This window comes from Klebsiella sp. LY (assembly GCF_004010915.1).
GTDB classification, from domain to species: Bacteria; Pseudomonadota; Gammaproteobacteria; order Enterobacterales; family Enterobacteriaceae; genus Klebsiella; species Klebsiella quasipneumoniae.
In genome coordinates this window covers 2,832,249-2,846,902 of the sequence record NZ_CP022444.1, presented here as the reverse complement: position 1 = coordinate 2,846,902, position 14,654 = coordinate 2,832,249, and the positions used below count along the sequence as shown (strand labels likewise).

Here is a 14,654-nt window from a genome sequence, read left to right as displayed (position 1 = left end):
ATGTTTTTATGCGCACTATTATTTGTAGGTCACGTTGAAAGTAACGGTAAAAGCCACCTTTCCCGCTGTTACTTTCCCGTCAGGGGTGTACATTCTGGCAATCATATTAAAAACGCGTTCAGCGCCCTCAGGGAGGGCATAGGTATAAGTATCATTTGGCCCCAGGCTTTTCTGATCCACCGCACTTAGCAGCTGTAACCCTACGTTCTTGGCACCATAAATAAGCTCATCCTGATAAATACTGGGATAGGTACTACTATATGAATTACCGTTAAATGTTATCGTCACCGAGGTCATCCCCGTTGAGCAATGTTCAAAGGCAATGGCAACGGCCGTGGCATCACTACTCGCGCCTGGTTTACCGGTCAGACGTTGAAGGGAAACCGTTCCCAGATCGATAGTACTGGAGGGCTTTACCGACACTTCACATACGGGTTCTTCAATCTTACCGCTGACATTAAAATTAACTACACTATTGGCGTTAAAGGGCCAGGCAGGTCTTGCGAAAATGAATAAAACCCCAATGCTAATAATAAGCAATAAGCATGGTTTTATGGATAGCCGGCCATTCCCCCTCTTCATCGCCGCTATCCTGAGATTATGAATTAAAGCCTTTACCCTGGTATTCATCATCGGCAATTCTCTGCATAAAAAACGATATCATCCACTGACTGATCAGATGAAAAATCATAATTGAGATAACACTGGCTATTTTGCGTATCACCCCACTTCACAAATAGCCGGCCTTTTTTGGGTAACCCGGTAATATAGACTTGCCCGGCATCGCCGACAATCGAACTACGACGCTCTTTATCATTCAGATTTTCATCCTCAAGCGTCACTACGGCGCCAAAAGGCACCGCTTTATTTTTGTAGTTGATGGTGACCATGGCCTTATAGCCGATCCAGGTATCATATTTGACTTTAACAATCGCATTTCGCGTCGGGACTACCTTTCTGACAATGTTATCAATTTCCGCACCAGAGACCTGCTGCTCATCAAGAGAGAGATTGTTTTCATGGTAGGGGCGTACAAAAGGCACAACGGCGTATCCAAAAGCATCGGTCGTAATATTCGTCTGCCCCCGAACTGCCACATCGCTGACGCCCGGCGCTTCGACCAGCGCCACGCTCTCGCCCAGATAGCGAGAAAGGGTTACCCCGCCAGAATGGGCAACCATCCCGCCGCGAAGCGAGTAATTGTAGTGCGAGCTATAGCTGTCATACCCGTATCCGGCGGCGACTTCGCCCCGGGAACCCTGATAGTTCAGATTGACGTTTCCAGAGATACTTTTATCGCTGGCGTTGTAGCCTTCCTGCACGTTCCAGTTCAGAGAACGGTCCGCAAACGCAGAACCGCTCAACCCCAGGCTATGGGTCGTGTCGCCCGTCCGGCTGCTGTTCAGGTTGTAGTTAGCCGATATATCCGCGCCAAAAGGCATGCTCATCGTAAGCGATATCATATTATCGCTGGTCGGAGAGCTATCGCTGTTCTGGCCTGTGCTCTGCACATTTCGGCTGTAGGAGTAGTTAATGAAGTAAGAAATGCGACCCAGGGTATTGCTATAGCTCACCCCCAGCGACTCCATACGTGAATTATCCCAATAAGATTCACTGACCAGCGAGAGGGCGAGAGAACCGAACCCGGAGAAAATCTGGGAGGCCGAAGCGTCAAAACGATCTTTAGTCCGCCCCGTTAATGAACAACACCCGCTATGAGCATTTGCCCGGTCAATGAAATTCTGCAGAGAATAATAGCCATGGGTTGAATACCGATATCCGGCAACGGAGAAGTTGGTACCCGTTAATGGAAAATCTTTACTAAAACGCACGCGATAAGACTGCCCCTCGCTGGCAGTGGTATTATCCGCGGTTGGATTTTCTTTTATATCAGCCCAGGACTGAGAAGCATCCAATGAGAGTGCGCCAACAGATCCCAGATTAAACCCAGCTCCCAACAGCGCATTGCTATATTTATCTTCCAGTTGCTGAAAACCGCCGTACAGCGTAACGTTACTCAATGCACCCCAGGCAAGGGTGGATTGCAGAAAATGGTATTCCTTTCCGCCTGAGCTCGCCGAGCGAGTTTTACCGCTGCTGAAAGCATAGTCTATCTGCCCTTCCCGCTGGAGAATCGCCAGCGAGGCAAAAGGCACCACGAAGCTCTGCTCGCCGCCATCAGACTCTTTCACCGTAACATAGAGATCGCCCGCACTCCCCGTTGGATAAAGATCATTTATTTCGAATGCCCCGGGAGAGACCGTGGTTTTATAGATGCTGTATCCATTCTGATATACCGTTACGTCTGCAGTCGTCCGGGCAATGCCTTTGATCACCGGAGCAAAGCCATTCATGCTGTCCGGTAGCATCTCCCTGTCTGCATTCATCTGCACACCGGTGAAGCTGAAGCTGTCAAAGATGCCAGGATAGGTGTAAGTCTGCCCCAGTATCAGCTGGCCTTTCAGAGCATGGATATCGCGCGAAATATAGCTATAGACGGAGTCCCACTGGTTGCCATCATTATCATGATTAAAGGTGCTGTAATTACGTAAACGCCATGGCCCAACGTTCAACCCAGGCTGCAGACTAAGAAACTGACTGGATGTCGATGCGCCTCCGTGCCGCGGATCGTTTTTTTGCCCCGAAAGATTATAGTTAAGCAGCCCGGCGGTAATGCCCTGCTGCCATTGATTCTCGGGGACATAGCCCTGAGGGTGACGCAGCATCGCGACCTGCGGCACGGTAAAATCGACTCGCTGCTGTGAAAGTAAAACCGCCGTTTCCCATCCTGGTATTGCAGGCAGTTTTGCACACTCGGAGCCCTCTATCGTGAGCTCAGGATAATCCTGCGTTTTTATTGACCACTCTTTTAGTTGCGCAACGCTAATACACGGCTCAGCAGACGAATCACTACCTTCCTTTTGTGGCTTAAAGACGATAGTGTCAGAAGCGATAAACTTGTCGTTAATATAAATATCAAGATTATACTGACCAGGAGGTACGGCTTCGCGAGAAATATAAGATAAATCTACGCTTGTCGCACTAGTTTCATTAACTTCAAGTAAATGTGGGTTAAAATACTCCCCAGCGAAAGACGTTAAGGGGATAGCGCCAAGACTGCAAAGTATGGCGATATAGCTACTTTTCAATGAGAATGCATCATTCCATCCAGCGCTATTGAATGATGGCCTTATATTTTGGTCCCGACATACCATAATCATTGATCACACTCCATGTGATTTCTTTTTTCCCAGCTGGAGAGGCATTAGCTACCGGTATTCTTATCTTTGAATAGGGTGCAACAAACCACGCCTCGGGTACTGCTTTACCATTAATAAAAATCTCAGAGAAATTCATATAGAGAGGAGAATCATTTTTTACCTTAATGGCTCTGCCATCATTTGACCATTGCAGTTTTTGAGCAAATTCTTCCGGAATAGCATTTTTTAAAGCTGCTGGCCGATAAATGAGTTTAATCCTTGAGTTAATCGCAAATTGCACTATATTTTTATCTGATACGTCATCCGTTGCAGGAATTCCTTTAATATTGAGCCACAACATAGACTCTCGATCTTCCGGCATCGGTTTGCCTGTACGAAGAATGCGTACAAATCCTTTTTCTCCTGCCTTCAAGCGAAAAAGAGGCGGGGTGGTAATAAAGGAGTCTTTCGCGGGTGATGTCTCATCAACGATGGCTAACCATGACTGGACGATATTTGTAACATTATCTTTATTCTGAACAGAGACGGTGGTTGTCTTTTTTGTTCCATCAAAGATAACGCGCGTTCCGCCAACAACTACGCTAGCCTGCGAAACTGAAATAGAGAAAAAAAAACACACTAAACATAATAATCTGTTCATAGCCTTGTCCAAACAGGGAAAGCAAACTGCTTTCCCTTGATATAGTGATTAATTAATAATAGGTTACGTTATAGGTTACGGTCGTCTTCACTGGGCCTTTAGTTGGAGCAGAGGAACCTGACTTAGCCATTTTTACGATAAACGGAATGGTCGCTTCCCCAGAAGAAATATCGACATCAGAACCTTCAGTATTGTTCTTTTGCAATACGCCAGCGCCATCAAAAATAGCAACAGCAACATTGGTTGCTGGTGTTCCTGTAGCCTGGTTTCGAAAATAATCACTATTAAATTTATCTGCTTCACCACCAAAGGTAATTCGGGCTTTGGTCAGAGCACCTTCGCCCGTAGGGCAACCGGCCAGTGTGAAAGAGAAGTTCTTCGCGGCGCTATAGACGTTCGCTGTTAAATCTGCTACCGAGACAGTCCCCATTTCAATAGATGAAGCATTATTATCAATACTGGCGGAACATGTGGTTTCGGCCACCGTCCCCGTGAAGTCGATAGTATTATTCGCATGAGACATTGCCACCAAAGAGCAGCCAGAAGATAAAGCTAAAATCTTAGCTAACGTTTTGAAATTTGCTTTCATTTGTATTCCCCTATTTATTCAGAATAACAATCAATCCATCAATTGTTTATGGCAAGCTATTAGCGAATGAGATTGGATACCAACGTTCTTAACTGCTGGTATATTTCTTAGGGAAATGTATGGCTTGCATTTAACATTAGTTCAAATGCAAGAGCTTTAATTCCACTTGAATCCATTCAATAATAAAAGCTCACGCAAACAAGATAACGGAAACCAGGAGTATTCTCAACAATAGAAGAAAGGCTAATTCAAAGTCATAAATGTCTGTCATTAATAACCATCATATATGCATTAAAAATATGCAAATAAAATCATTGAGTTATAATATCAAAATATTCATTATTAAAATATTCAAACACATACAAATAAATATAGTAAATAAAACAATATTCAAATAGAAACATTTGGTTACAAACTATCGATAAATAATTAAGAATAATCATGGCGGATTAAAGAAAAACCAGACAAGGGTTATCAATAAATAATATTAGAACTAAGACTAATTAAGGATTATTTTCCCTGGCAACAATCAGAGATAGTGATAAATCCCCAATCAAGTTGTTCCATTAATCACCATGCCACCAGGTTAATCCGTAAAAAATAGCTGAAATGAGCGCGGAGTGACTTTTAAAACAGTGCCCAGCGCACCAAAGGCGCGGCCAGCACCATCACGACTCCGGAAAGCATCATCACCAGGCTGGCGACGACGCCCTCCTGTGGGCCAAGCTCATAAGATCGTGCGGTACCAGCGCCATGTGATGCTGCGCCAAACCCCGCTCCTTTCGCCATTCCTGCGCGAATAGAAAGTCGCAGAAACAGTACATCACCTATCGTCATACCGAATACCCCGGTGACAACAACAAACAGAGCGACTAAATCAGGCTGGCCGCCCAGCGGCTTCGCTGCGGCAAGGGCAAAGGGCGTCGTTACCGAGCGCACAGCCAGGCTCCGCTGGATCTCATCAGGCAGCATCAACCATCTCGCCAGCCAGACCGAACTGGTCACCGCAACAACCGACGCGGTGATCACCCCGGCGGTGAGTGACATCCAGTGGCGCTTAATAATCGCCAGGTTGTCATATACCGGCACGGCGAAAGCAATCGTTGCCGGGCCCAGCAGCCACAGAAGCCAGTGGGTCTCTCCCAGATAGCTTTTATAGGAGATATGGCCAAATACCAGAATCATCACCAACAGGATCGGGGTTAACACCAGCGGCATCAATGGGAGTTTATGGAAGCGGCGATATAGCCGCTTGTTGGCAAAATAAAGCCCCAGTGTGACCAGAAGGCACAGGACGCTCAGCTGAAAATCACTCATGTTTCATCCTGCTAACTTCATAGCGATACACTTTATCAACCACCCAGGCGGTTGCGCCCAGCACCATCATGGTACTTAAACCAATCACCAGAAAAATACGCCAACCATCAACCATCAGCAGCTGCACATAGTTAACGACCGCCACCACTGCCGGCACGAAAAACAGCAGCATTTCCGCCAGCAGCCAGCGGGCGCCGGCCCGCACCCAGTTTAAAGGAATCACCCGGCAGACAATCAGCGCCAGCATGATCAGCATCCCGACCAGATTCGCCGGAAGCGGCAGGCGTAGCCAGCTAACCAAATATTCAGCGCAGACGAACAGTCCGGCATAGATAAGTACCTGAACGGGTACCAGAAGACGTTGCATGACCATGGGCGTCACGCGAGCTGGCGCGAAGGCCATGAGCGATAGTCCTGAAAAAAAGAAGTCAGGCATGCAGTATAGAGAGCCGCCGACGCGGACAGAAATGAATTAAAATCATCGCAGGTATAGTCTCAGGGAATAATTATGGATATCCGAACGCTGCGCTATTTCGTTGAAGTGGTTCGTCAGCAGAGTTTTACTCGCGCGGCGGAAAAGCTGTTTGTCACGCAGCCCACCATCAGCAAGATGCTTAAAAATCTCGAAGATGAACTGAACTGCACGCTGTTGATCCGCGACGGCCGCAAACTGCTGCTTACCGATACCGGGCGCGTGGTTTTTGAACGCGGCCAGGCGATCCTCGGCGAGTTCAGCCAGCTGGAGTCAGAGCTGAGCGATATCAATCACCTGCATAAGGGGGTGCTGCGTCTTGGCATTCCGCCGATGGTCGGGATGCTGATGGCGGAGCCGATCAGCCGTTTCCGCCAGCGCTACCCGGGCGTCGAGCTGAAAATCGCCGAGTTTGGCGGCCTGACGGTCCAGCAGGCGGTCAGCAACGGCGAGCTTGATATGGCGATGACCGCCCTGCCCATCGAAGAGGGTAGCAGCCTCACCACCCTGCCGTTGTTCAACCACCCACTGTGCGTCCTGACGCCCAGGACCGCGGCGTGGGAAGGCAAAACGTCGCTCTCGCCGGCGGAGCTGGCGGCGCATCCGCTGGTTATCTACAACGAGGAATTTGCCCTCAGCCAGCAGCTGATGCGCCTGTTTAGCGAGCACGACGTGAAGCCGCGGATCGCCGTGCGCAGCGGCCAGTGGGATTTTCTCGCCGCCATGGTGCAGGCCGGCATTGGCGTGGCGATCCTGCCGGAGCCGATTTGCCAGCGTCTCGACCCGCAGAACTTTTGCTGGATCCCATTGCAAAGCGAGCTGCGCTGGGAGCTGGGGATGATTTGGCGGGAAGGGGTGTATATGTCGCGCAGCGCTGAGGCCTGGCTGGCGTGCAGTAAAGCGTTCTGGCTGGAATAAATCCCTGGTGACAACGCGTTTCGGAGAGGAATGGGTAGCCCGGGTCAGACGCTTGCGCCGCTGCCCGGGTTTCCCCGGTCGCGCTAACGCTTACCGGGGCTACACATTTACTGCGGTCTCGCCGGTAGCCCGAATGAATGTCGCGCTATCCGGATGACAGGTTATTGATCTTCGATTAACAGCGCTTCCAGCAGGTCGAGGTCGTGCAGCAGCTTCTGCAGCGTCTCGTTGCTGATCTGCCGGGTGGCGCGCAGATGGTACAGCTCGCCACGTTCAGAGCGCAGCGCCGCCAGGCGGAAGCGGCGTTCCAGACTCTCTTCGAGCATGGAGGTCTCCACGTCGTTACGCCCATCGGCGCGGCGGCGCAGGTTACCGATCACCCGTGAACTGACTTCGGTCAGCAGCTGGTTATCGATATTCTCTTTGGTGTCCGCCGCCAGCCGCTCTTCCATCTTCTGGATCGCCACAATCGCCACGTCCGCCGTCGCCGCCCGCGCCAGACGCTCCTCTTTCCGCTGCTGCACATTATCGCTCGATTCAATGTGACGCAGCAGGATCGGCAGCGCAATCACCCCAACGAACAACGAGAACAGGATCACCCCGGCGGCGAGGAAAATCAGCTCATAGCGCGCCGGAAAGACATTCCCGTCCGGCAGCAACAGCGGAATAGAGAGCACACCGGCGAGGGTAATCGCCCCGCGCACCCCGGCAACGGAGGAGATCAGCAGCTCGCGCGTGGTCCAGGAGCCAAACTCCATCGGTTTCTTCTTCAGGAAGCGCTGGCTAAGCTTACGCATCGACCACAGCCAGCCAAAACGCACCAGCATCAGCGCGGCATAGATCAGGATGATGTCGGTAAACAGCATCCAGGTCTCGACGTTGGGGTCGGCTTCCGCCGCCACCAGCGAGCTGGAGAGGATATCCGGCAGCTGCAGGCCCAACAGCAGAAACACCATGCCGTTAAAGACAAACTCCAGCATCGCCCAGGTGCTGTTGGCGCGCAGGCGCATCGCCAGCGGCGCGGTACGCATCACGCCGGAACGGGTGATGGTCATCCCTGCCGCCACCGCCGCCAGAATGCCGGAGACGCCGATATGTTCGGCAATCAGATAGGAGGCAAACGGCAGCAGGAACAGCAGGACGATCTGCGTGGCGGGCTCGTCACCGCCCCAGCGGCTGAGGAAGCGCATCGAGCGGCCATACGACCAGCTCACCACAAACCCGGCCAGCACGCCGCCAATCGCCACCTTCAGAAACTCAACGGTGGCGCCGCCGACGGTAAAGACCATGGTGCCCATCGCCACCGCGACGGCAAACTTGAGCGAGACCAGGCCGGAGGCGTCGTTCATTAGCGCCTCACCCTGCAGAATACCCATGATTTTTTTCGGTATCCGCCCTTCCCCGACGATACCCGAGAGCGCCACGGCATCAGTCGGCGACAGTACGGCCGCCAGCGCGAACGCCGGGATAAGCGGAATGCCCGGCACAATCCAGTAGATCAGAAAGCCGATGCCGACCACCGTCACGACCACCAGCGCCAGCGCCAGGCCAAGGATCTCGCGCCCGTGCTCAATGAATTCGCGGGTCGGCGTTTTCCAGCCGTCGGCGAACAGCAGCGGCGGGATAAACAGGACCAGAAACAGCTCTGGATCAAATTCAACGTGCAAACCAAAGGTCGGCCACGCCAGAAGCGCGCCAATGGCGATTTGCATCAGTGGGAGTGGAACCTGAAAGGGCAGTACGCGCGTCACTACCCCGGAGAGTGAGACCACAAGGGTCATGATGAGGATGGTAAAGAATATTTCCATGTGTTCCCTGTTTGCTGCGTTTTCTTTTATACCTGTGAGGCGTCTTGCCTGTGAATCATACGCTACCCAGATTAACGCAAATGGAAACAGGATGTGGCTTAAAAATAAAACGGGCGGCCTGAGCCGCCCGAGAGGAGCACAAAGGGTTTAAATCGCCCACCCGCCGGCGTAGAAGACCACCAGCGCCACCGCGATAATCACCGTGCCGAGGTTCAGCTTACGCCACTCGCCGGAGACCAGGCGGCCGATCACCAGGGTCGCGAAACCGATCATAATGCCGGTCACGATGTTACAGGTCAGCACGATAAACACCGCGGTGATCAGGCCGGCCATCGCGTCGACGAAGTCGTTGAAATCGATTTTCGCCACGTTGCTCAGCATCAGCAGGCCGACGTACATCAGCGCCGGTGCCGTCGCGTAAGGTGGTACCAGATACGAGAGCGGAGAGAGGAACAGGATCAGCAGGAACAGGACACCGACCGTCACCGCGGTCAGCCCGGTTTTACCGCCGGCCGCGGTACCCGCCGCCGATTCGATATACACCGCCGCTGGCGCCGCCCCGACTAAACCGGAGAAGACGCTGCTCAGGGAGTCGGTGGTCAGCGCTTTACCGCCGTTAATGATCTGCCCATCTTTGTCCAGCAGGTTTGCCTGGCCGGCCACCGCGCGGATAGTACCGGTGGCGTCAAAGACCGCCGTCATCACCAGCGCCAGCACGCTGGGCAGCACGACCGGGTTCAGCGCGCCGATGATGTCGAGGCTGCCGATCAGCGAGTTGCCTTTATCATCGCTCAGGGATGGCATGGCGAAAATACCGGAGAAATGGACGTTCGGATCGAAAATCAGGCCGACAATCGACACGCCGATAATGGTCAGCAGAATACCGCCTGGTACTTTCATTTTTTCCAGACCGATGATCACCGCGAGGCCAATCAGCGACATCACCACCGGGAAGCTGGCAAATTTGCCCAGCGCCACCGGCAGACCATCCAGCGGGTTTTTGATCACCAGACCAACGCCGTTGGCAGCGATCAGCAGCAGAAACAGGCCAATCCCGATCCCGGTACCGTGTGCCACACCCTGCGGCAGGTTGCGCAAGATCCAGCTGCGGATGCCGGTTGCCGAAATCACCGTAAACAGGACACCCATCAGGAATACTGCGCCGAGGGCCACCGGAATACTAATGTGCTGCCCCAGCACCAGGCTGAAGGCGGTGAAGGCGGTCAGCGAGATAGCGCAGCCAATGGCCATTGGCAGATTCGCCCATAGCCCCATCGCCAGCGAGCCAACGCCCGCCACCAGACAGGTGGAAACAAATACCGCGGCCGGCGGGAAGCCCGCTTTACCGAGCATTACCGGCACTACGATGACGGAGTACACCATCGCCAGAAAGGTAGTGAGACCTGCAACAATCTCCTGACGCACGGTGCTGCCGCGCGCCGAAATTTTAAACCAGGCGTCTAATGAACCGCCGGTACGCGCTGAAGGCGTAGACATAGAAAACTTCCCCTGAAAATTTTTATTGTTCGTTGGTATGCGTGGTGGACCCTCCACTGCCAGTTAAACGCGATCTCCTTGTACCGAATCGCAGCGCCAGGGGGGCTGCAAAAAAGCAAACGTTTAACTCCACGCATACACTACGGTGTGTCAACCTTGTCTCCTCCCCCTGGATAGCAGATAAAAGAGGGAGCAAAACAGAAAGGCAAACGATTATCCGGCCTTTAGATAACCCTTTTCAACCGATGTTTATCGTATTTCGCTAAATTTCGCTTATGACGAACAGAAAATAACCAGCTGATGCGCAAACGTTATCGTCCATGCGCAATCCGCTAACAATTTTTTAGTCAGTTGCTTTCATTTAGCCGCGTCATCGGATCCGCTGATACCTCAGGCGCCGGGTAAGGTGAAGGGGCCGCCGCGCTCGATGGCCCGCTGCCAGGCCGGGCGCTGCTCCACCCGCTGTCGCCAGGCCTCGATATGGCGAAGATCATCCATGCCGCCGCGGGACAACAGCGCCATCACCGGGAAGCTCATCTGGATATCGGCCATGCTCAGCTGCTCGCCGGCAAACCATGGCCGCGTGGCCAGATGGTTGTCAATGAACCGCGCATGGGTGGCCAGTTGGGGATCGAGCCACGCTTTCTGGATACCTTTGCCCAGCAGCGAGCCCAGCGAGCGGACGCCAAAGGGCACCGGAGGTCTGCCGAGGCTGGCGAACACCAGCTTCATTAACAGCAGCGGCATCAGCGAACCTTCGGCATAGTGCAGCCAGAAGCGGTACTGCAGTTTGTCATCTGTGCCCTGCGGCTTCAGCAGCCCATCGCTGTCCCAACTCTCCTGCAAATACTCAAGGATCGCGCCGGACTCCGCCAGCACATAGCCGTTGTCTTCCAGCACGGGCGATTTACCCAGCGGGTGGATTTTCTTCAATGCCGCTGGCGCCAGCATCGACTTTTCCCGCTGATAGCGGACTATCTGATAAGGCAGCTGTAGCTCCTCCAGCGCCCACAGTACGCGTTGCGATCGTGACTGATTAAGATGGTGTACCGTCAGCATGGGCCTCTCCCGTCGTTTGTTCAAATTAACTATAGGAACAGGCGCTGATTGCCGGGAAAATTTCGGCAAAATAGTGAGGAAAAAACGGCGGCAGATGCCATAGTTAAAGTGTCGACGCAAACCGGAACCTCCATCAACAGATTGCGCAATACTGAGGGACGTCGACGTCGGGGGAAACCCTCTCGTGAACCAACGAGATAATGCGAAAGACCAAGACCGGAAAACAACTAAAGCGCCCAGTTGTGGCGCTTTAGTTTTATCACTCCTCTTCCAGCAGCCGAGCGCCGGTCCCCTCTTCCCCCAGCTTATCGCCCGGGTTGCGTAGCGGGCAGTCGCGCCGCGATAAACAGCCACAGCCAATGCAGCCGTCGAGCTGGTCGCGCAGCGCCGTCAGGGTGTGGATACGCCGGTCAAGCTCCTCGCGCCACTGTGATGACAGCATTTTCCACTCTTTTGCGCTGAGATTGTGCCCTTCTGGCAGCACGCCAAACGCGTCGCCGATGGTGGCCAGCGGGATGCCGATACGTTGCGCAATTTTGATAATCGCCACCGCGCGCAGGACATCGCGCCGGTAGCGCCGCTGATTGCCGGCATTCCGCTGGCTATGGATCAGCCCTTTACTCTCATAAAAATGGAGGGCCGAGACCGCCACGCCGGTTCGTTTTGCCACTTCCCCGGGCGTCAGCAGCATTTTGATGCGGGGTGATTTCTTTTCCATAAAGCGCTTTACCTCAAGTTAACTTGAGGAATTATACTCGCCCGCAGACAAAACGACGAATCGAGAATTGAGAGAGGCCGCTTTATGTCCCATCAGGATATTATTCAAACACTGATTGAATGGATTGATGAACATATCGATCAACCACTTAACATTGATGTAGTCGCCAAAAAGTCAGGATACTCGAAGTGGTACCTGCAGCGGATGTTCCGCACCGTGATGCATCAGACGCTGGGGGATTATATTCGTCAGCGCCGTCTGCTGCTGGCGGCGGAGGCGTTGCGAACCACCCAGCGGCCGATCTTTGATATCGCTATGGATCTGGGCTATGTCTCGCAGCAAACCTTCTCGCGGGTATTCCGCCGGGAGTTTGACCGCACCCCCAGCGACTACCGCCATCAGATCTCCGCGTGACGCGGCGGCTGAGGCACGTTCACGGGCGCGGGCGCATTGGCTAACCACTGCATAAACTCCCGCGCCGGCATCGCTTTCGCAAACAGCCAGCCCTGGCAATACTGCACGCCGCGCTTGTAGAGCCAGCTTACCTGCTCCGGCGTCTCCACGCCTTCCGCGATAGTCTTTAAACGCAACCCGCGCGCCATCTCGATGATGTGCTCGGCAATGAGGTGGCTGGTGTTGTTGGTGGTCAGCGTATCAACGAAGGTTTTATCGATTTTAAGGATATCGACGTTCAGGGCGTGCAGATTATGCAGATTCGAGTAGCCAGTGCCGAAATCATCGATGGCAATTTCATAGCCCGCTTCGCGAAACGCCTGGATCACCGGCGTGGTCTTCGGCACGTCGATAAACCCCCGCTCGGTAACTTCGATTTTGATCTGTCCGATACAGACCGCATAGCTGCGCGCTTTCTCACTGATCTGTGAAATCAGCCGCGCCGAGTGGAAATCCGACGCAGAGAGATTGATCGCCACGTACAGCTGCGGATGGCTGGCAAGAAACTCGCCCATTTCGTAAAACAGCTCATCCACCACGTAGTCCGTCACCTGGGCAATCATGCCTTCATTTTCCGCCAGCGGAATAAACTCCGCCGGGTTCATCACCGGGCCGTCAAACCCTGGCCAGCGCAGCAGCGCTTCCGCTCCGACGCAGCGGTTATTTTTAATATCGATAATCGGCTGGTAGTGCAGGCGCAGCTGGCGGCAGCTCAGAGCCCGCTGCAGCATATTGCGCGGCGAGTGATACTGCCGGCGGGTGCGCGACCACACCAGCACCAGTAAAATACTGCAAATGATCCCCAGCGGCAGCGTCAGGCTGGCCTGGTCACAAAAGTTGTGATAATAGCTGGCCCGCGAGGTGGACATAATGACGGCGATCGGCCGGATAGCGGAGCGGGCTATCGTATACACCCGGCCATTCTGATTAAAAAAGGTATCGCCTTCGCGAATCAACGCATGAAGTTCCGCGGGCTCGACATTGTTACTGACCGAGAAAAAGAGGTTGGTTTTGGTATCAAATACGCCATAGGCTAAATCGCGATCGCTGGCGATTACCGAGCTGTACGAGAAGGGATTGACCACCACCACATAGGGCCCCTTCTGCATATAATTCATGGCAAAGCCCGGATAAAACGGCGTGTCCCGGTAATAGTAAATCGCGACATCCGGCTTTTTGGTGTAATTGGCCGCCGGCATCCGCCAGCCGGTTTGCTGATGAACGGACGTTGAACAGATAAAGCGCTGGCCGTTAGCGTAGATCAGATCTTCCACATACAGCAGGCCACGAACGATATGCAATAAATAACGCTGATGGTCCGCTGAGCATAGCTCCCCGCGATACTGGCTGGCTTTCGCCCGGGCCTGATCCGCTTCGCGGATGACCATTTCCGTTTTTTGCAGCGCCAACTGCGAAAATGAGTGTAATTGATCAATGGTTTCGGCTTTCGCCCGCAGCTGGGCAAACCACAATGCCAGTACCACTGGCAATAAAATAACCAAACCCGTTCCGATGAGCCTTAGCGCCTTATGCGGCGCACTGTCACCCATTTACGCTTACATCCATGCGATATGCCTTAATTAAGGTAGACCAAACACGTTAGCAATCGCGACTGCGATAGACATCAGCAGATTTTCTGCCAGCCCTCACGGGCGTCAGCTTTACCCCTGATGGTGAAGAATAATACTTATTTATCAGGTATTCGGAAGATATTCCGCCAAGATTAAGAATAGACGCGTATCTGACTCGGTTTCTCCGTGTAATAAACAAGAACAGGTAATAAAACCCGCAGAATAATAATCATTAGCAAGGCAATGAAAATAAGATCAGCGGGGGTTGCTCACTAATATCCACACAAATAACGTTGCTATTAAACGCAGCGAAAGCTCATTTTTTGACTGGTGAAGAAAGCGCCAAGTGTGATATAGTTCACACAAGTTGATGAAACAGAAATGGCGTTTC

Annotated in this window: 13 protein-coding genes; 2 read left to right on the top strand and 11 right to left on the bottom strand. The window is 52.8% G+C overall.

The genetic code is table 11. From position 1 onward, the window contains the following. Positions 1-18 precede the first annotated feature (18 nt). From CE636_RS16780 to CE636_RS16755, 6 genes are all read right to left on the bottom strand, one after another. Complete coding sequence (locus CE636_RS16780) at positions 19-633, bottom strand: fimbrial protein (protein ID WP_017900099.1); 615 nt, start codon at positions 631-633, stop codon at positions 19-21. Further along, complete coding sequence (locus tag CE636_RS16775; protein WP_025999227.1) at positions 630-3,221, bottom strand: fimbria/pilus outer membrane usher protein; 2,592 nt, start codon at positions 3,219-3,221, stop codon at positions 630-632. The genes CE636_RS16780 and CE636_RS16775 overlap by 4 nt, the downstream gene beginning before the upstream one ends. After that, positions 3,175-3,861, bottom strand: coding sequence for a fimbrial assembly chaperone (locus tag CE636_RS16770; protein WP_017900101.1), 687 nt, complete (start codon positions 3,859-3,861; stop codon positions 3,175-3,177). Before CE636_RS16770 ends, CE636_RS16775 begins: the two co-directional genes overlap by 47 nt. Before the next feature lie 52 nt (positions 3,862-3,913). Next, positions 3,914-4,450 carry a fimbrial protein gene (locus tag CE636_RS16765; protein ID WP_017900102.1) on the bottom strand — a complete coding sequence of 179 codons (537 nt, stop codon included), beginning with the start codon at positions 4,448-4,450 and terminating at the stop codon, positions 3,914-3,916. A gap of 627 nt (positions 4,451-5,077) precedes the next feature. Beyond that, entirely contained in the window at positions 5,078-5,767 is a 690-nt protein-coding gene (locus CE636_RS16760; protein WP_017900103.1) for an LrgB family protein, read from the bottom strand. Next, positions 5,760-6,170: a CidA/LrgA family protein gene (locus CE636_RS16755; RefSeq protein WP_017900104.1), complete on the bottom strand. Its 411-nt coding sequence runs from the start codon at positions 6,168-6,170 to the stop codon at positions 5,760-5,762. The genes CE636_RS16760 and CE636_RS16755 overlap by 8 nt, the downstream gene beginning before the upstream one ends. Before the next feature lie 105 nt (positions 6,171-6,275). Here CE636_RS16755 and CE636_RS16750 point away from each other — a divergent pair, with 105 nt between their 5' ends. Next, complete coding sequence (locus CE636_RS16750) at positions 6,276-7,157, top strand: LysR family transcriptional regulator (protein WP_017900105.1); 882 nt, start codon at positions 6,276-6,278, stop codon at positions 7,155-7,157. 161 nt (positions 7,158-7,318) lie between these two features. Here the strand turns inward: CE636_RS16750 and CE636_RS16745 are convergent, their stop codons facing one another. The 4 genes from CE636_RS16745 to soxR all read right to left on the bottom strand — a co-directional run bounded on the left by CE636_RS16745 (position 7,319) and on the right by soxR (position 12,239). Beyond that, on the bottom strand, positions 7,319-8,965 hold the full coding sequence (locus CE636_RS16745) for a Na+/H+ antiporter (RefSeq protein WP_004206334.1): 1,647 nt from the start codon (positions 8,963-8,965) through the stop codon (positions 7,319-7,321). 147 nt (positions 8,966-9,112) lie between these two features. Beyond that, positions 9,113-10,462 (bottom strand): NCS2 family permease, encoded by a 1,350-nt coding sequence (locus CE636_RS16740; RefSeq protein WP_017900106.1) that lies wholly within the window; start codon positions 10,460-10,462, stop codon positions 9,113-9,115. 390 nt (positions 10,463-10,852) lie between these two features. Further along, on the bottom strand, positions 10,853-11,521 hold the full coding sequence (locus tag CE636_RS16735) for a glutathione S-transferase family protein (RefSeq protein ID WP_017900107.1): 669 nt from the start codon (positions 11,519-11,521) through the stop codon (positions 10,853-10,855). Positions 11,522-11,780: 259 nt separating this feature from the next. Beyond that, positions 11,781-12,239 carry a redox-sensitive transcriptional activator SoxR gene (soxR, locus tag CE636_RS16730; RefSeq protein ID WP_004206331.1) on the bottom strand — a complete coding sequence of 153 codons (459 nt, stop codon included), beginning with the start codon at positions 12,237-12,239 and terminating at the stop codon, positions 11,781-11,783. Between the two features lie 84 nt (positions 12,240-12,323). Here soxR and soxS point away from each other — a divergent pair, with 84 nt between their 5' ends. Next, a complete protein-coding gene (gene soxS / locus CE636_RS16725; protein WP_004206330.1) occupies positions 12,324-12,653 on the top strand; it encodes a superoxide response transcriptional regulator SoxS in 330 nt (109 codons plus the stop codon). Here the strand turns inward: soxS and CE636_RS16720 are convergent. Then, on the bottom strand, positions 12,638-14,242 hold the full coding sequence (locus tag CE636_RS16720; protein WP_017900108.1) for an EAL domain-containing protein: 1,605 nt from the start codon (positions 14,240-14,242) through the stop codon (positions 12,638-12,640). The genes soxS and CE636_RS16720 overlap by 16 nt on opposite strands. Positions 14,243-14,654: the final 412 nt, after the last annotated feature.